Raw genomic sequence first — 16,723 nt, forward strand, 5'->3', positions numbered from 1 at the left:
GGATTACCGGGATCAATTTCTATCCACAATGCGTCTGCACAAATTTCCGTGCGGGAAAATTTTCGGAAGAACGGAAGTCAAATTGCTCCCCAAGAGTCGATAACCGGATTCATAATTTATTTACAGGTACTTGGCGGCATGTTTACCTTTCGTTAACAAATTGGGCGCAAGTGGATAGTCTGTCGAAATGTCACAGATGAATTGTGAATCCACACCCATGCACAATCGTTTCGGATACAGTTTGCGCGCGTTAGAGCTTTGTTAACAAATATTGATGAGCGGGCATAAACTTCGTACATCCCGCTCAAAGACCAAGACGACTCCCAATTCGTCAACAGCCCTGGGGATGATACCGTGAACAAGTCGCGACACTACTTTCATCTGCATCTCGTGTCCGACTCAACCGGCGAAACCCTGATGACCGTGGCGCGCGCAGCGACCGTGCAATATGAGAACGTACAGGAAATTGAGCATGTCTATCCGCTGGTTCGATCTTCCAAACAGCTGGACAGGGTTATTTCGGAAATCGAGAACGCACCCGGCATCGTGCTCTACACGCTCGTCGATGACGAAATCGCAAAACGTCTCGAACAGAAATGCAGGGATCTCGGTTTGCCTTTCGTCAACATTCTCGACCCCGTCTTTGCGGTCTTCCAGTCTTACCTGAATGTCACACAGACGCACCGCGTCGGCGGACAGCACGAACTCGACGCGGAGTATTTCCGCCGCATGGAAGCCCTCAACTACACGATGATGCATGACGATGGTCAGGTCTGGGACGACCTTGAATCCGCCGACATTGTTCTCATCGGGATTTCCAGGACGTCGAAGACACCAACCTGCATCTATCTCGCCAACCGGGGAATCAAGGCAGCCAATGTGCCACTGGTTCCAGGCATCCCGTTGCCGGACCATGTCAAATCGTTGAAAGGGCCGATGATCGTTGGTCTGATCGCATCGGTTGAACGCATCCAGCAGATACGCAGAAACCGGGTACTTTCATTGAATTCAGATGGTTACAACGACACTTATGTTGACCGCAAGGAGATCTCGCAGGAGATCAACATGACACGCCGCCTGTGTTCGGAAAATGCCTGGCCGCTGATCGACGTCACCCGGCGGTCGGTCGAGGAGACGGCGGCTGAAATCATGACACTGTTCAAGAACTTCAAGTCGGAAACGGACCACACTAGCTCCATCTGATGCCCTGACATGAAAGAAACAATATGGCACTTGTACTCGCCAGCGGCAGCAAGATCCGCGCTGAATTGATGAAAAATGCGGGTCTGCAATTTGAAACAGACCCGTCGGATGTCGACGAGAGGGCCGTTGAAGAACCGCTTCTCAGGGCGCATTTTCCTCCGGAGGATCTCGCAAGCGTTCTGGCCGAAGCAAAGGCCAACGACGTCAGCGGCCGCAGGCCTTCGGATCTCGTGGTTGGTGCGGACCAGATCCTTGCTTTCGAAGGCGAGCGGCGAACCAAGCCCGAAGACATGGAAGCCGCGCGCCGGCAGCTTCTGGCATTTTCCGGCAAGGTGCATGAACTCCATTCGTCCGTTGTCATTTCACGCGGAGGCGAGGCGATCTGGCGAAACGTCTCGACAGCCCGGCTGAAAATGCGTGATCTCTCCCCCGCCTATGTCGGCCACTATCTTGCGAATGCCGGCGACAGCGTTCTTTCAAGCGTCGGCGCCTACCAGCTGGAAGGCCTGGGCGTTCAGCTTTTTGAAAAGATCGACGGGGATTACTTCACGATCCTGGGTTTACCGATGCTGCCGCTTTTGGCGGAACTGCGCACGCTTGGAGTTATCGAGACATGAGCGGAGTTCTCAGGAAGGCAGCCATAACCGGGCATCCCGTTTCGCATTCAAGATCGCCGCTCATTCATGGCTATTGGCTGAAGAAGCATGGCCTCGAAGGGGAATACGGACGTTTGGATGTCCCACCGGAAGATGCAGAACGCTTTTACGGGAACTTCAGGGATGCCGGACTGATCGGAGCCAACGTCACGGTTCCATTCAAGGAAATCGCGGCGAAAGCATGCGACTGGCTTGACGAGGCCGCCAGCGCAATGGGCGCGGCGAATACGCTTTGGCTGGATGAAAACGGCAGACTGTGCGGTGCCAACACGGATGGTCTTGGCTTTCTCGGCAACCTCGACCAGCTAGCACCAAACTGGGATGAAAACTCCGGCACTGCTGTCGTTCTGGGTGCCGGCGGTGCGGCCCGCGCCATTGTCTGGGCCTTGATTTCCAGGAATTACACAACAGTGCATATCGTCAATCGAACCAGGGAAAAAGCCGAGAAAATCTCCGATGAATTTGGAGCCGGAACAGTTGCCCATGATTGGGATAACCTGGGGACAACGCTTGCAGTGGCAGACGTTCTGGTAAACACCACATCGCTCGGTATGACCGGTAAGCCACCGCTTGAAATCGACCTGTCGAACCTGCCGGCCCATACACTCGTGAACGACATCGTCTATTCTCCGCTTGAGACCGACCTTCTGAAACTGGCGGCGGCCAGGGGAAATCCGACCGTCGATGGCATCGGCATGTTGCTGCACCAGGCCGTTCCGGCATTCGAGCGCTGGTTCGGTGAACGGCCCGTGGTCACCGATGAACTCAGGACGCTTGCGCTCAAGGATCTCGGGGTGATCGCGTGATCAGGATCGGATTGACCGGATCGATCGGCATGGGCAAGTCGACGACGGCCCGGATGTTCGCCGACAGAGGCGTACCCGTTCATGACGCCGATGCCTGCGTCCATGCGCTTTACGAGGGCCGTGCCGTGCCGTTGATCGGCGACGCTTTCCCCGGAACGATCGTGGACGGAAGGGTTGATCGCACGCTCCTTTCCAGACAGGTTCTCGGCAATCCGGAAGCGATGAAACGGCTGGAGGAAATTGTCCATCCGCTGGTGCGCGAGGAAGAACAGACCTTTCTCGATCTCGCCCGGCTGGATGGCCGGTCGGTCGTTCTGATGGACATCCCGCTTCTGTTTGAAACAGGCGGGGATGACCGTGTCGACGTTGTTGTCGTTGTGACGGCGGACCCCGCCGTTCAACGCGAGCGTGTTCTGTCGCGGGACGGCATGAGCGAAGAGCGGTTTCAGGCGATCCTGGCAAAACAGGTGCCCGATGCGGTCAAGCGCGAGAAGGCGGATTTCCTGATCGACACCGGTTTGGGGATGGAAGCAGCGGAAAAAAGGGTCGACGAAATCCTGGATGCGGTCCGGAAAAACCATCCCAACGGCTGATGCCCGGGGAAAACCGGCCGGCCCGCTTGCGTCGTCCGTCAGACACGGCACACTGGGCGAGACAGTGAAAGGCGAACGATGCGCGAAATATCCTTCGATACGGAAACAACCGGTCTGAACCCGCGCGGCGGCGACCGCCTGGTGGAGATCGGCGGTGTCGAGCTGATCAATCACATTCCGACCGGAAATTCCTATCACGTCTATATCAATCCGGAGCGGGACATGCCGGAAGAGGCCTTCCGCGTTCACGGGCTTTCCGAGGAGTTCCTGTCCGACAAACCGCTTTTTGCCGCGGTTGCGGACGCGTTTCTGGAATTTGTCGGCGATGCGACGCTGGTCATCCACAATGCCGCCTTCGACATGGGCTTCATTAATACGGAACTGGAGCGCGCGGGCCGGCGGATCATTCCGAACACCCAGGTGCTGGACACGCTGGAAATCGCGCGCCGCAAACACCCGTCGGGCCCGAATTCGCTTGATGCGTTGTGCTCGCGCTACGGCATCGACAATTCCAAGCGCGTAAAGCACGGCGCATTGCTTGACGCGGAAATTCTCGCCGAAGTCTATCTCGAACTGATCGGGGGACGCCAAACGGCCCTTGGACTTATGCCGGAGGAGGAGGTTTCGGTTGCGTCCGGAAACGCCGTGATCTCGGGAGAGCTTGGCTCCTTCAATGCACGGAAGCGGCCGGCACCGCTCGCGTCCCGATTGACGGGCGAGGAATACGCGGCGCACAAGGCCTTTGTCGAAGGTATGGGCGAAAGTGCTCTTTGGGGAAAATACAGCGATTAGCCCAAAGTACCGCCTAGAAGCCAGCGGCACGTCTGGAAATGCCTTTCAGAATAGCCGCTGTCGAAAGCCCATGCCATGGTCTGGGCAATCGTCCAGAGGCGCGCGCGCTCCCGGTCCAGTTCCAGTTCTTCCGACAGGCGGTCGAGGCGGTGGAGCGAGGCCTCTTTTGTATGACCGAACTCGAAACTGCGAACGATCGGACTGAGTGCGAAGGCCGGATCGCCGGAAAGGGGTTTCGGATCGATCGCCAGCCAAGCTTCGCGTCCCGCCGATAGCACATTGTGGCCGTGAAGATCCTGATGCAGGAGAACAGAACCCGTTTCTTCGGTTCGAAGGTCGCCGACGGCGGCGACGGCAGCATCCACAAGGCGTTTTTCACAAGGCGACCCGGCGTCGCGCCAATCCTGTTCGATAGAGCCAATCCAGCCGGCCGCTTCCTCGTTGAGCGGCGTGAACGGTGCGTGTGCCGGCACAAGAAGCTTCCGCAGGAGGTCCGCGAGAACAGCGAGTTGATCTATGTTCACGGCGTCGGCGAGATAATGGCCCGGCCGGCAGCGTTCCAGCAGCAGGGCACCAAGATCAGGGTCATGATCGAGAAGCCGGCAGGCACCTTCTCCGTTCCAGAGACGCAGCGCATCGGCCTCGTGCCGGGCTTCCCGATGAACGAATTGCAGTTTCAGGACGACGTCTTCCCCACCGCGCTGCGCCGGCATGACAAGGGAGACATACCCGCCCGCGAATGGTTGCCCGACTGATCGAAGATCGAATCTCGACCGGGCCGCTTCGAAAAGATCAGGAAGGCGGTTCAGCCAGTCTCTGCCAGCCTGCCTTGTCCCGAGCCACAACAGTTTCTCGGGTATCTGGAAAGGAAGACCGGATGGGGAGTTGCTCAAAAAGCGGCTCGCAGGTCCGGACTACAGCATCGACGGCAGCACGCGGTCCGGCGGACGATGGCCGTCCATGAAGGTCTTGATGTTGATGATCACCTTCTCGCCCATTTCGATACGGCCTTCGATCGTCGCCGATCCCATATGCGGCAGCAGAACGACATTCTCGAGTTTGACGAGTTTCGGATTGACCGCCGGTTCGTGTTCGAAAACGTCAAGGCCGGCACCGGCCAGCTCGCCGGCTTCGAGCATGCGGATCAGGGCGTTTTCGTCGATCACCTCACCGCGCGCGGTGTTGACCACGTATGCGTCCTTTTTCAGAAGCTTCAGGCGGCGGGCCGACAGCAGGTGGAATGTTGCCGGTGTGTGCGGGCAGTGGATGGAAACCACATCCATGCGCGCCAGCATCTGGTCGAGGCTTTCCCAATAGGTCGCCTCCAGCTCTTCTTCGATGTCGTCGGCAACCTTGCGGCGGTTGTGATAATGGATCGACATGCCGAATGCCTTGGCTCGGCGTGCGACGGCCTGTCCGATCCGGCCCATGCCGATGATCCCGAGCCGCTTTCCCCAGATCCGGTGGCCCAGCATCCAGGTCGGTGACCACCCGGCCCAGTCGCCTGCTTCCAGCGCGCTTATTCCTGTGGCAAGACGTCGCGGCACGGACAGCATCAGCGCCATGGTCATGTCGGCCGTGTCTTCGGTCAGGACACCCGGCGTGTTGGTGACATTGATGCCGCGATTGTTGGCGGTCACGACATCGATATTGTCGACCCCGTTGCCGAAATTGGCGATGAGCTTCAGGTTCTCGCCTGCCTGTGACAGAACCGACGAATCGATCCGGTCGGTCACGGTCGGAACAAGCACATCCGCAGTTCTGACAGCTTCGACCAGTTCGGCCTGACTGAACGGCCTGTCATTTTCATTGAGACGCGTTTCGAAAAGCTCACGCATCCGGGTTTCAACCACGTCCGGAAGCTTCCGGGTCACAACAACGACAGGCTTCTTTTTCGCCATACCAACTGCCTTTCGCGATTCATTGGGAGTTTGTTAACCCCAATGGATTCACCTTGATGCTGCGCGTTGCGCGAGCGCACGAAAACGCACCCTTCTCCTTACCAGATGGTTCGGCAGAAACAAGAGATCGGTTTCATTCGCGGCGCATTGCCCGCCTGCCTGAAACGGCAAGGTGGTTTTTACGCAGTTTTTTCGTTACAGATTTGACGCAACTCAAAGATCAAGAACAAGTTGGACAACTGGATAATATGACCTGTTCGGTTCCAGGCCGCCGCCAAATCCTGAGTGTGATAGCAATCCTCTGCGCGATCAGCTGGTTCGCGACGCCTGCATGGTCGCAAGGAACGACAACAGGGGCCTCCGGACTGCCGGTGCCGCGTTTCGTCAGCCTGAAATCCGATCGGGTGAACGTACGGGTCGGCCCCTCGCGCGAACACGCCGTTGCCTGGACCTTCGTTCAGTCCGGTCTTCCGGTCGAGATCATCCAGGAATTCGAGAACTGGCGCCGCATTCGCGACTGGGAAGGCAAGGTCGGCTGGGTGTTCCACTCCCTTCTGTCCGGCCGCCGCACCGCCCTGGTCACGCCGTGGGAAAAGACCAACCGCACCCCGCTGCGCGCACGTTCCAAATCCGATGCCGATATTGTCGCTGAACTTGAGCCGTTTGTGCTGACCTCGGTCACCGAATGCGCCGGCGGCTGGTGCCGCGTCAACGGAACCGAATATGAAGGCTGGCTCGACCAGACCCGCCTCTTCGGCGTCTATCCCGACGAAATCCTGGAAGACTGAGCAACAGCATCACACCAATCTCGTGTTGTCATCCCCGACTTGATCGGGGATCCATTTGCTTGTGCGCATTTGCACCGGACGGCCATCCTTCGAGACAGGCCTGCGGCCTTCCTCAGGATGAGGCTGTGTTGCAAGGAGAGTTTGCTGGGCAGATATCTTTAGACTTGTGCCAGCCTCGCCCTCGTAATCTCGGCTCGCGCAAATGCTTGGCCGAGACGATGATGGAAGGGGTGACGTTCTCCCCACCGTCATTCCAGACAAGTGAGGCGATGCCGAACGCTGATCTGGAATCCAGGAATTTGCGTGAGCAAAGCGAACACGAATCCCGTGATACAGTGATCAACCGCGCCTTCGGTGCGAAATACATCTGGTTTCCGAATCGACGCTCAGATGGTGCCGCACCTGCCTGGAATGAAGATGGAGGCGGTTCACCTTGCAGGATTGGTTACAAGGCTGCGTAAAACTTGCCAAAAAAAGGCGGCCATGGGCCGCCTTTGTCGCGTTGGAGGGTGTGAGTCCCTAGTCCGTCTGGCCTTCTTGTGCCTTCAGCTCATCCAGCCGCGGCATCGACATGATGTTGTAGCCGCTGTCGACAAAGTGGACCTCGCCGGTGACGCCGCCGGAAAGGTCCGACAGGAGATAAAGCCCGGTTCCGCCGATCTCGTCGAGCGAGACGGTGCGGCACAGCGGCGAATTCCGCTTCTGGAAATTGAACATGAGCCTGGCGTCCGAAACGCCTGATCCCGCCAGCGTCCGGACCGGTCCGGCGGAGATGGCATTCACCCGGATATTCTGTTCGCCGTAGTCGACCGCAAGATACCGGACAGAGGATTCAAGTGCCGCCTTGGCAACACCCATGACATTGTAGTTCGGCATGACCTTGGTCGATCCGCCATAGGTCAGCGTGATGATCGAACCGCCATCCGGCATGATCTCTGCCGCCCGTTTGGCTATTTCCGTGAAGGAAAAGCAGGAAATCAGCATCGTCCGGGAAAAGTTCTCCCGGGTCGTGTCGGCATATTTGCCGCGCAGCTCCGACTTGTCAGAAAAAGCAATGGCATGAACCAGGAAATCAATGCTGCCCCAGCGTTCCTTGAGCGCGCTGAAGACCGCATCGACGGAATCGATGTCTTCCACGTCGCAGGGCAGCAGAATGTCGCTGCCGACGGATTCGGCCAGAGGTTTCGTGCGCCGCCCGAATGCTTCGCCCTGGTAGGTGAAAGCGAGTTCCGCGCCGTGCTCGGAAAGGGTCTTGGCAATACCCCACGCGATGGAGTGGTCGTTGGCAACGCCCATGATCAGGCCGCGTTTGCCCTTCATCAGATCAGACATTTGGATCTCCTCAGCCGTGATAGCGTGACAGCGCGAGGGAGGCGTTGGTGCCGCCAAAGCCGAAGCTGTTGGAAAGGACAGTGTCCAGGCCGGCATTGTCGACCCGCTCCGTCACGATCTCGTCCTTGCTGAGGGCCGGGTCGAGTTCGTTGATGTTGGCCGATGCAGTCATGAAGTCGTTCTGAAGCATCAACAGGCAGTAGATCGCTTCCTGGACACCCGTCGCGCCGAGGCTGTGGCCGGTCAGCGACTTGGTGGAGGAGGCCGGTGGCTGATTGTCGCCGAACACGCGCCGGATCGCTTCGATCTCGCCGATATCACCGACCGGTGTCGACGTGCCGTGCGTGTTGATGTAGTCGACCTTGCGCTCGCCGAGGGTTTCGATGGCAAGACGCATGCAGCGCTCACCGCCCTCGCCGGACGGTGCCACCATGTCGTAACCGTCGGAGTTGGCCGCATAGCCTGTGACTTCCGCATAGATCTTCGCGCCGCGCGCCTTGGCGTGCTCCAGCTCCTCAAGCACAACAACGCCGCCGCCACCCGCGATAACGAAACCGTCGCGCGTCGAATCGTATGCACGCGATGCCGTTTGGGGCGTGTCGTTATACTTGGAGGACATGGCGCCCATTGCGTCGAACAGGCAGGACAGCGTCCAGTCGAGTTCTTCGCCGCCGCCTGCGAACATCACATCCTGCTTGCCGAACTGGATCTGCTCGGTTGCCGCACCGATGCAGTGCGCCGAGGTCGAGCAGGCGGAAGTGATCGAATAGTTGATGCCCTTGATCTTGAACGGCGTCGCCAGACAGGCCGAGTTGGTCGAGCTCATTCCGCGCGTGACCATGAACGGGCCCATGCGCTTCGGCGCTCCTTTTTCAAGAACGATCTGGTGCGCCTGGAAAAGGTTCTTGGTGGAAGGGCCGCCGGATCCCATGATCAGGCCGGTGCGCGTGTTGGAGACGTCGCTGTCTTCCAGGCCGCTGTCGGCAATCGCCTGCTGCATCGAGATGTAGTTGTAGGCGGCACCGTCACCCATGAAACGCAGCTGCCGTTTGTCGATCAGCGATGGTATGTCGACATCCGGCATGCCGTGAACCTGACTGCGGAAGCCGTGCTCCGCGTAGTCCGGAGCGAATTGAATTCCGGATTTGCCTTCCCGAAGGCTGGCCAGCACTTCCTGGGCATTCGATCCGATCGATGAAACGATTCCGATACCGGTGACGACAACGCGTCTCATTGCGGTCTCCTAATTTTTCCGGTGCGTGAGCCTCTGTCCGCCGTTCGGCTCATTGCCTTACATAATGCACAAACCGGCGCTCCCAAGATAAAGAAACGCCGGTCGCTTGGATTTTATGAGTTGAGCCTCAGGTTTTTGCGAGGCCGACGCGCAGATCCGTTGCCTTGTAGATCTGTTCGCCGTCGGCCTTAAGCCAACCGTCAGCAATTCCGAGAACCAGGCGGCCCTTCATGATGCGTTTGAAGTCGATGCCATATTCGACAAGCTTCACATCCGGTGTGACCATGCCCTTGAATTTGATCTCGCCCGTGGAAAGCGCCATGCCCTTTCCTTCCAGTCCAAGCCAGCCAAGCACGAAACCGGTCAGCTGCCAGAGAGCGTCAAGTCCGAGACATCCGGGCATGACCGGGTTGCCCTGGAAGTGGCACGGGAAGAACCAGAGATCAGGCTTGATATCGAATTCGGCGCGCGCATATCCCTTGTCGAACTCACCGCCCGTTTCGGAGATGTCCGTGATACGGTCGAACATCAGCATCGGCGGGAGCGGCAATTGGGCGTTGCCCGGGCCGAAAAGCTCGCCGCGGCCGCAGGCGAGGAGATCTTCGTAGTCGTAGCTGGAGCGGCGCTCGGTCATTCAGGATCCGTTTTCTTGCTTCCTACCCACTTTCCCATGCTGGAACGGGTTTGTTTTTGGTTCTGTTTGCGGCGCCTTCCTAACACAGGGGAACCGTGTTCGAAAGATGTCACTTGAGTGAAATTTCGAGGATTTCAAGGCGATTAGGCAAGTTTTGAGCAAAAGTACAGCTTAAATATAACCATCATGATTTATGGTGCCGTGCGGTTAAAACTTGCATTTCAGGCACAAGAAATGGCAGATATAGGCGAAGCCGCAACGGAACAAGCTCTGACCTGGCACAGGGCAAGTTCAAAAAAGGCTTCAGTAACAGGAACTTAGTCTTGGAACATACTGGAATGACGACGCACACGGCAATGGAGCCGAATGGCAAGGACGTGACCAACATACTGCGAACCGCAGGTTTGCGGCCGACGCGTCAACGTGTTTCGCTTGCCGAATTGCTCTACTCCAAGGGTGACCGTCACATCTCTGCGGAACTTCTGCACGAGGAAGCCGTCGCCGCAGACGTTCCCGTTTCCCTTGCAACTGTTTACAACACGCTGCACCAGTTTACCGAGGCCGGCCTTCTGCGCGAAGTCGCCATCGACGGCAACAAGACCTATTTCGACACGAACGTTTCCGATCACCACCACTTCTTTATCGAAGGAGAGAACAGGGTGATCGACATACCGGGAGAAGGCGTTGGCATCGGCGCGATTCCGGAAGCGCCCGAGGGCATGGAAATCGTGCGCGTGGACGTCGTCGTCAGGGTGCGCGAAAAGCGCTGACCGAACGGCGCTTCCCGGCTATGCCCGGTCTCTGTTGAAATCAAACTCGAAATAATCCGACGTATCGTCGTAGGCCGCGAGATATCGCTGGCCTTTCGCGGTGAAACCAAGCTTCAGCAGCAAGCTTGACGACCGATGGTTTTCCGTATGCGTGATCGCGCAGATCATCGGCAGGTCCATATTTTCCCTGACGAAATCCAGAACGGCCTTGGCGGCTTCCCTTGCATAGCCCTTGCCGCGCGCTTCCTCGAGAAACGCGTAACCGAGATCCGGAACGTCAAGGTCATCGCGGACCACCAGGCCGCAAGCGCCGATCGGAGCGCCGGTTTCTTTCTGCTCGACAAGCCAGAGACCGACCTTGTGCTCTGCAAAATGCGCCAGGGTCTTGGTCTCAATGAAGGCGGCCGCGTCTGCGTCGGAACGGATACCTCGATCCGCGATAAACCGGTGATAGTCCGGTTCGTTCATGAGGGTATTGTAGAAGGACGCGTCTTCCACCTTTGGCGGCCGGAAAGACAATCGGCTGCTTTCCGGAACGGGTCCGCTGGACAAACTCAAGCGACCTCACCTCTTTCGACCATTGCCTTCGTGCGCACGGCAATTTCCGGGATTGCATCGAACAGTTCCTTTTCCGGGCTTCTGCACAGGTCATAGATGACACAGCGCCTGCATTCCGGTTTGCGTGCCTTGCAGATGTAGCGTCCGTGAAGGATCAGCCAGTGATGCGCATGCAGGGAAAACTCCTTCGGAACGGCTTTTTCCATGGCCTTTTCGACATCGAGCGGTGTCTTGCCCGGCGCAATGCCGACCCTGTTGCCGAGACGGAAGAGGTGCGTATCAACGGCAATCGTCGGATGACCGAAATAGATATTGAGAACCACATTGGCGGTCTTGCGCCCGACACCCGGAAGGGTCTCAAGCGCTTCCCTGTCTTCAGGCACGGTGCCGCCGTGATCCCGGATCAGTTGCTCGGACAGCAGGATGACGTTTTTTGCCTTGTTCTTGTAGAGGCCGATCGTCTTGATTTCCTCCCGCACGCGGTCTTCCCCAAGCGCCAGCATTTTCTCGGGCGTATCGGCGATCTGAAAGAGATTTTTCGTGGCGCGGTTCACCCCGACATCGGTTGCCTGTGCCGACAGGACCACGGCGACCAGCAGCGTGTAGGCGTTCACGTAGTCGAGTTCGCCCTCCGGTTCGGGGTTGTCGGCGTGGAACCTCTGGAAAATCGCGTAGGTCTCGGCCTTGGTGTAGCGCGAGCGCTTCAGCACCTTGCCGGGATTGTCCACGGAAGGCGTTTTCTTCCTGGCTTGCTTTGCCTTTGCTGGCCGTTTTTGGGATTTGCGGGCGGCGGGGCTCTTTGCTTGGGTCATGAACTCTCTATAATCAATCCTCATGAGCGAGAACAATCCGAATTCCGAGGATAATGACCGGGCTGACGATCTGAACCGGCCTTTTTTCACGGCGGTGCTGACACCTCACCGCTCGCTGGGCCCGAACGGGTTCATGATCCTGATGCTGTGTTTCGGCGCGGTCAGCTTTGTCGCAGGTGTTCTCTTCTGGAGCATTGGCGCCTGGCCTGTGTTCGGCTTTTTCGGCCTGGACATCGCGTTGCTCTGGTTTGCCTTCCGCATGAATTACAAGTCCGCGCGCACCCATGAGGAAGTGATTGTCTCCCGCAACGAGCTGATCATTCGAAAGGTCGGGCCCGGCAAGCGCTACCAGGAGTTCCGGTTCAATCCCTTCTGGGTACGGCTTTCAATCGACCGGATCGAGGACGAGGGCGTCGTCAGGATCACGCTGACGAGCAGGGGTGAGAGCGTCGACCTTGGCAATTTCCTCAATCCGGATGACAGGACGACATTCGCCGGCGCCATGGCCAATGCGCTTTCGGTCGCCAAATCAGGCGGCGTTTAGACGGTTTCCTGAGCTGTTTCCGGCTTCAGCCGAAGCGTTGCCAGCAATATCAGCAGGGCCACCACCGAAGATCCGGCGGCAACATAGAGCACGGTCTTGAAATCCGTGACGCTGGCGATGATGCCCATCGAGATACTGCCGATCATGCCTCCCAGAAACAGGCTGTTCATGTAGACCGCGGTCGCGCGTCCGGGTCTGTCGGGTGCAAAGCTCTGCACAAAACTGATCGAGACCCCGGCAAACAGTCCGTAGTAAGTGCCTTCGATGACGGAGGCGGCCATGACGTGCCAGAATTCGGTAACCTGCGCGAACAGGATCATGCTGGTCGGCGCCAGAATGGCTGCGATCATCAGAACCTGACGGATCCCGATGCGTTCGGCCAGCCGGACGGACCAGAAGATCATGAACACCTCGACAACGCACTTGACCGACAGGGACAGGCCGGGTGTCGAGCCCGGCAGACCGATTTCCTTCACGAAAAACAACGGCATCGCGGAAACAAAAAGCGTGTTCGTGATGATGAACCCGAGGCAGGTGAGCCCCGCAATCAGCAAACGCCAGTTGACGGGCTCCTTGCCGGCGTCGCGCTTTTGCGTGCGCTCGGATCTGAAACCTGCGGGTACCGTGCGCCAGGTGAGACCCAGGAAACAGAGGCCGACGACGCAGGCGCTTAGGAACGTGGGGCCAAATCCCACAAGAGAAACGAGCGTGAAGGAAGCTGCGGGTCCGATCATCCAGGCAAGGGACACCATCATGCGAAGCCAGGAATTGATCCGCGCGACGTCGAGGTCGTTTCGTTCCGCATAGAGACGGGCATAGGTGAAAATCGTGCCCGATCCCATGTTCGCGAGCCCCATCAGGGGAGCAATCAGCAAAACCAGCATCATAAGGCCGGACACCCGTGTCAGCAGCGCCGTTGCGACGATGAAGGCCGTTATCGAAATCAGAAGCAGCCGTTTGACCGGAAAGCCGTGATCGAGCCGCTCTCCCGCCCACCGGTTTGCGATCAGGGTGAGCGGCATCACCAGACCCGTATAGAACCCGACCTGCCACGGACTGGACCCGAGGCCTTCAACGATGAAAAAGCTCATCAGGGGGATCAGCGCGGATGCGCCAAGGCTCTTGATGAACTGCAACAGCATGATCAGCAACACCTGTCGGGGGAGTTGCGCTAGGGAGTACATTGTCGGAATCGCCGCAAGTGGGAGGGTCGGGCAGGTCCGGTTAGCCTAAACGCGGTTTTGGGCCGGGTCACGCAAAAAGAGCAGTTACTCCTCGATGCGCGTTTGCAGTGTTTTCAGCCTGTAGAGCGCATCAAGCGCTTCCCTCGGTGTCATGTCGTCCGGGTCGATCTCCTCCAGCGCGGTGACCACCGGGTCGGGTTCGCTGGATGTGTTAGGCGCGCTGGGCGGGGCCGCCGCGATGCTTGCAAAGAGCGGCAGTTCGTCAATCAGGCTTTCCGCAGGCGACCGGCGATCCTGTTCTTCCAGCTGGCTCAGCACCTGCTTCGACCGTTCGACCACCTTTCCGGGCAGCCCGGCGAGTTTGGCGACCTGGATGCCGTAGGAGCGGTCGGCTGCGCCGGGCACGATTTCGTGCAGGAAGATGACTTCGCCGTTCCATTCCTTGACGGAAACGGTCGCGTTTGAAAGCCGGTCGAGCTTGGCTGAAAGCGCGGTCAGCTCGTGATAGTGGGTTGCAAACAGCGCCCGTGAGCGGTTGACCTCATGCAGATGTTCGATTGTTGCCCAGGCGATCGACAGCCCGTCGAAAGTCGCCGTTCCGCGTCCGATCTCATCCAGGATCACCAGCGACCGGTCGCCTGCCTGATTGAGAATGGCAGCGGTTTCGACCATTTCAACCATGAAGGTTGACCGGCCCCGGGCAAGATCGTCAGCCGCGCCCACGCGGGAGAACAGCCGGTCGACAATGCCGATTTGGGCCTGTGCCGCCGGCACGAAAGACCCCATCTGGGCGAGCACGGCGATCAGGGCGTTCTGGCGCAGAAATGTCGATTTACCGGCCATGTTCGGGCCGGTGATCAGCCAGATATGACCGGTTTCCTCCGACGCATCAGGTCCGAGATTGGCGTCATTGGCGACAAAGCTGTCGCCGCCTGATGTTCTCAGCGCGCGTTCCACGACGGGGTGGCGGCCGCCCTTGATGTCGAAGGCGCGACTGTCGTCGACAACCGGCCGTGAATAGTTTTCATCCTGGGCGAGCTTTGCCAGTGCCGCGGAAACGTCCAGCACGCCGAGACCTTGCGCGGCAGCCTTGATCGCGCCGCCCGCATCGATGATTGCCTGCGCCAGTTGCTCGAAAATCTCCAGTTCGATGGCAAGCGCCCGCTCGCCGGCGCTGGCAATCTTCGATTCCAGATCCGCCAGTTCGGTGGTGGTGAAACGCATGGCACCTGCCATGGTCTGCCGGTGAATGAAGCGTGCCGGATCGGCGGTCAGCTTTTCCGTCTGGGCGGTCGGGGCTTCGATGAACCAGCCAAGCACGTTGTTGTGCTTGATCTTCAGCGATCTGAGGCCGAGCTCCTCCGAGTAATCCGCCTGCAGCCTGGCGATCACTTTGCGGCTTTCGTCGCGCAGCGCGCGCAGTTCATCCAGATCGGAATTGTAACCGGTGGCGACAAAACCGCCATCCCGCTTCAGGAGCGGCGGCTCCTCCTTGATTGCCGAAATCAGCTGGTCGCCAAGGGCGTGCGGTGCGTGTTCGAGGCTTTCGCGGGCCTCGGCGATTTCGGCCGGAATGTCTCCGATACGGGTCTGGTCGAGAACAGCGCGCGCGGCGGCAAGCCCCTGTGCGACACTCAGGATGTCGCGCGGGCCTCCGCGATTGAGCGCGATCCGGGACAGCGCCCGAGCCATGTCCGGCGCGCCCTTCAGCGTCTGCCGCAATCCTTCCCGCATGATTTCGTTGGCCAGGAAGTAGGCAACGGAATCGTGCCGTTTCTGGATGGCGTCGACATCGACCAGCGGCCCGGCAAGCCGGCTGGCCAACAGGCGTGACCCGCCTCCGGTGACCGTCCTGTCAATCGTGGCAAGCAGGGATCCCTGCTTTTCGCCGGACAGCGTGCGGGCAAGCTCGAGATTGGCTCGCGTCGCCGGGTCGATCAGCATGCGGCCTGCCCCTGCCTCGCGCACCGGCGGGTCGAGCGGCGGGCGCTCGCCCAGTTGCGTGCGTTCGATATAGGAGAGGATCCCGGCGGCGGCCGAGAGTTCCGCCCGGCTGAACGTCCCGTAGCCGTCGAGCGTTTTCACACCGAAATAGTGACCCAGCCGGTCGGTTGCCGTGGAACTGTCGAAAAAGGCGCGCGGGACCGGCGACAGGGCGCTTCCCGATTGTTCCGCCAGAAGTCGAAGCTCGCTCTCCTGCAGAAGCGTGTCCGCAAGGATCAACTCGCGCGGTGAGACCTGCGCCAGATCCGCGGCAAGGCGCTGCTGGTCCGTCTCCGCAACCTGGAACGAACCCGTCGACATGTCGATCCAGGCCAGGCCGAATACAGCGTCATTGCCGAGAGAACCGCCTTTGAGACGGGTCAGTGCCATGAGATAATTGTTCGCGCCCGCGTCCAGCAGGCGTTCTTCGGTGAGTGTTCCGGGCGTCACCAGCCGGACCACGTCCCGGCGCACCACGGATTTTGAGCCACGCTTCTTGGCTTCCGCCGGATCCTCGGTCTGTTCGCAGACGGAAACCCTGTGCCCCTTGGCGATCAGTTTTTGCAGGTAATCGTCGGCGGCATGGACCGGTACGCCGCACATCGGGATATCGGCGCCCTGGTGCTTGCCACGTTTGGTGAGCGTGATCCCCAGGGCTTGCGAGGCAATCTCCGCGTCGTCGAAAAACAGTTCATAGAAGTCGCCCATTCGGTAGAACAGCAGGCTGTCCGGATTGGCGGTCTTGATCTCCATAAACTGGGCCATCATCGGCGTGACCTTCTGGTCTGCCGGGGCGATTTTCTGCGCGCTCTGTTCACTCATGTGAAATACGTAGCAAACCTTGGCCGCCATTCCACAAAAGGGGTATGCCATCTTGGCTTGAGGCTTCATTTTCCAGGGGATAAGGTCGGGACCCCGCCTCATCAAGAAGAG

The 16,723-nt window shown here is 58.8% G+C and carries 17 protein-coding genes; 8 read left to right on the forward strand and 9 right to left on the reverse strand.

Annotation, left to right across the window (positions count from 1 at the left end; all coding sequences use genetic code 11):
* The first annotated feature begins 354 nt into the window (after positions 1-354).
* The 5 genes from RBB49_RS08750 (at position 355) to dnaQ (ending at position 4,050) form a co-directional block, all read left to right on the forward strand.
* On the forward strand, positions 355-1,203 hold the full coding sequence (locus tag RBB49_RS08750; protein WP_306142348.1) for a pyruvate, water dikinase regulatory protein: 849 nt from the start codon (positions 355-357) through the stop codon (positions 1,201-1,203).
* A gap of 23 nt (positions 1,204-1,226) precedes the next feature.
* Positions 1,227-1,820 (forward strand): Maf family protein, encoded by a 594-nt coding sequence (locus RBB49_RS08755; protein WP_306142349.1) that lies wholly within the window; start codon positions 1,227-1,229, stop codon positions 1,818-1,820.
* Entirely contained in the window at positions 1,817-2,665 is an 849-nt protein-coding gene (locus tag RBB49_RS08760; protein WP_306142350.1) for a shikimate dehydrogenase, read from the forward strand. The genes RBB49_RS08755 and RBB49_RS08760 overlap by 4 nt, the downstream gene beginning before the upstream one ends.
* Positions 2,662-3,258, forward strand: a complete 597-nt coding sequence (coaE, locus tag RBB49_RS08765) for a dephospho-CoA kinase (protein ID WP_306142351.1) — start codon at positions 2,662-2,664, stop codon at positions 3,256-3,258. Before RBB49_RS08760 ends, coaE begins: the two co-directional genes overlap by 4 nt.
* A gap of 78 nt (positions 3,259-3,336) precedes the next feature.
* Positions 3,337-4,050 (forward strand): DNA polymerase III subunit epsilon, encoded by a 714-nt coding sequence (gene dnaQ, locus RBB49_RS08770; protein WP_306142352.1) that lies wholly within the window; start codon positions 3,337-3,339, stop codon positions 4,048-4,050.
* Here dnaQ and RBB49_RS08775 read toward each other — a convergent pair.
* Positions 4,047-4,943, reverse strand: a complete 897-nt coding sequence (locus tag RBB49_RS08775) for an aminoglycoside phosphotransferase family protein (protein ID WP_306142353.1) — start codon at positions 4,941-4,943, stop codon at positions 4,047-4,049. The genes dnaQ and RBB49_RS08775 overlap by 4 nt on opposite strands.
* 21 nt (positions 4,944-4,964) lie before the next feature.
* Positions 4,965-5,951 carry a D-glycerate dehydrogenase gene (locus RBB49_RS08780; protein WP_306142354.1) on the reverse strand — a complete coding sequence of 329 codons (987 nt, stop codon included), beginning with the start codon at positions 5,949-5,951 and terminating at the stop codon, positions 4,965-4,967.
* 287 nt (positions 5,952-6,238) lie between these two features.
* Here RBB49_RS08780 and RBB49_RS08785 point away from each other — a divergent pair, with 287 nt between their 5' ends.
* Positions 6,239-6,739, forward strand: a complete 501-nt coding sequence (locus RBB49_RS08785; protein WP_306142355.1) for an SH3 domain-containing protein — start codon at positions 6,239-6,241, stop codon at positions 6,737-6,739.
* A 519-nt stretch (positions 6,740-7,258) separates the two neighbouring features.
* Here RBB49_RS08785 and fabI read toward each other — a convergent pair.
* From fabI to fabA, 3 genes are all read right to left on the reverse strand, one after another.
* A complete protein-coding gene (gene fabI / locus RBB49_RS08790) occupies positions 7,259-8,071 on the reverse strand; it encodes an enoyl-ACP reductase FabI (protein ID WP_306142356.1) in 813 nt (270 codons plus the stop codon).
* Between the two features lie 10 nt (positions 8,072-8,081).
* Positions 8,082-9,305, reverse strand: coding sequence for a beta-ketoacyl-ACP synthase I (gene fabB, locus RBB49_RS08795; RefSeq protein ID WP_306142357.1), 1,224 nt, complete (start codon positions 9,303-9,305; stop codon positions 8,082-8,084).
* Between the two features lie 127 nt (positions 9,306-9,432).
* Entirely contained in the window at positions 9,433-9,939 is a 507-nt protein-coding gene (gene fabA / locus RBB49_RS08800) for a 3-hydroxyacyl-[acyl-carrier-protein] dehydratase FabA (protein ID WP_306142358.1), read from the reverse strand.
* Positions 9,940-10,277: 338 nt separating this feature from the next.
* Here fabA and irrA point away from each other — a divergent pair, with 338 nt between their 5' ends.
* Positions 10,278-10,709, forward strand: coding sequence for an iron response transcriptional regulator IrrA (gene irrA, locus RBB49_RS08805; protein ID WP_306142359.1), 432 nt, complete (start codon positions 10,278-10,280; stop codon positions 10,707-10,709).
* Positions 10,710-10,727: 18 nt separating this feature from the next.
* Here the strand turns inward: irrA and RBB49_RS08810 are convergent, their stop codons facing one another.
* Both RBB49_RS08810 and nth read right to left on the reverse strand, forming a co-directional pair.
* Positions 10,728-11,267 carry a GNAT family N-acetyltransferase gene (locus RBB49_RS08810; protein WP_306142360.1) on the reverse strand — a complete coding sequence of 180 codons (540 nt, stop codon included), beginning with the start codon at positions 11,265-11,267 and terminating at the stop codon, positions 10,728-10,730.
* Positions 11,264-12,079: an endonuclease III gene (nth, locus tag RBB49_RS08815; protein WP_306142361.1), complete on the reverse strand. Its 816-nt coding sequence runs from the start codon at positions 12,077-12,079 to the stop codon at positions 11,264-11,266. Before nth ends, RBB49_RS08810 begins: the two co-directional genes overlap by 4 nt.
* A gap of 22 nt (positions 12,080-12,101) precedes the next feature.
* Here nth and RBB49_RS08820 point away from each other — a divergent pair, with 22 nt between their 5' ends.
* Entirely contained in the window at positions 12,102-12,623 is a 522-nt protein-coding gene (locus tag RBB49_RS08820) for a DUF2244 domain-containing protein (RefSeq protein ID WP_306142362.1), read from the forward strand.
* Here the strand turns inward: RBB49_RS08820 and RBB49_RS08825 are convergent.
* A complete protein-coding gene (locus tag RBB49_RS08825) occupies positions 12,620-13,765 on the reverse strand; it encodes an MFS transporter (RefSeq protein ID WP_306142363.1) in 1,146 nt (381 codons plus the stop codon). The genes RBB49_RS08820 and RBB49_RS08825 overlap by 4 nt on opposite strands.
* A gap of 126 nt (positions 13,766-13,891) precedes the next feature.
* A complete protein-coding gene (gene mutS / locus RBB49_RS08830) occupies positions 13,892-16,612 on the reverse strand; it encodes a DNA mismatch repair protein MutS (protein ID WP_306142364.1) in 2,721 nt (906 codons plus the stop codon).
* Between the last annotated feature and the right edge of the window lie 111 nt (positions 16,613-16,723).

The sequence above is a fragment of the Roseibium sp. MMSF_3412 genome, from assembly GCF_030733265.1.
In the GTDB taxonomy this organism is placed as follows: Bacteria; Pseudomonadota; Alphaproteobacteria; order Rhizobiales; family Stappiaceae; genus Roseibium.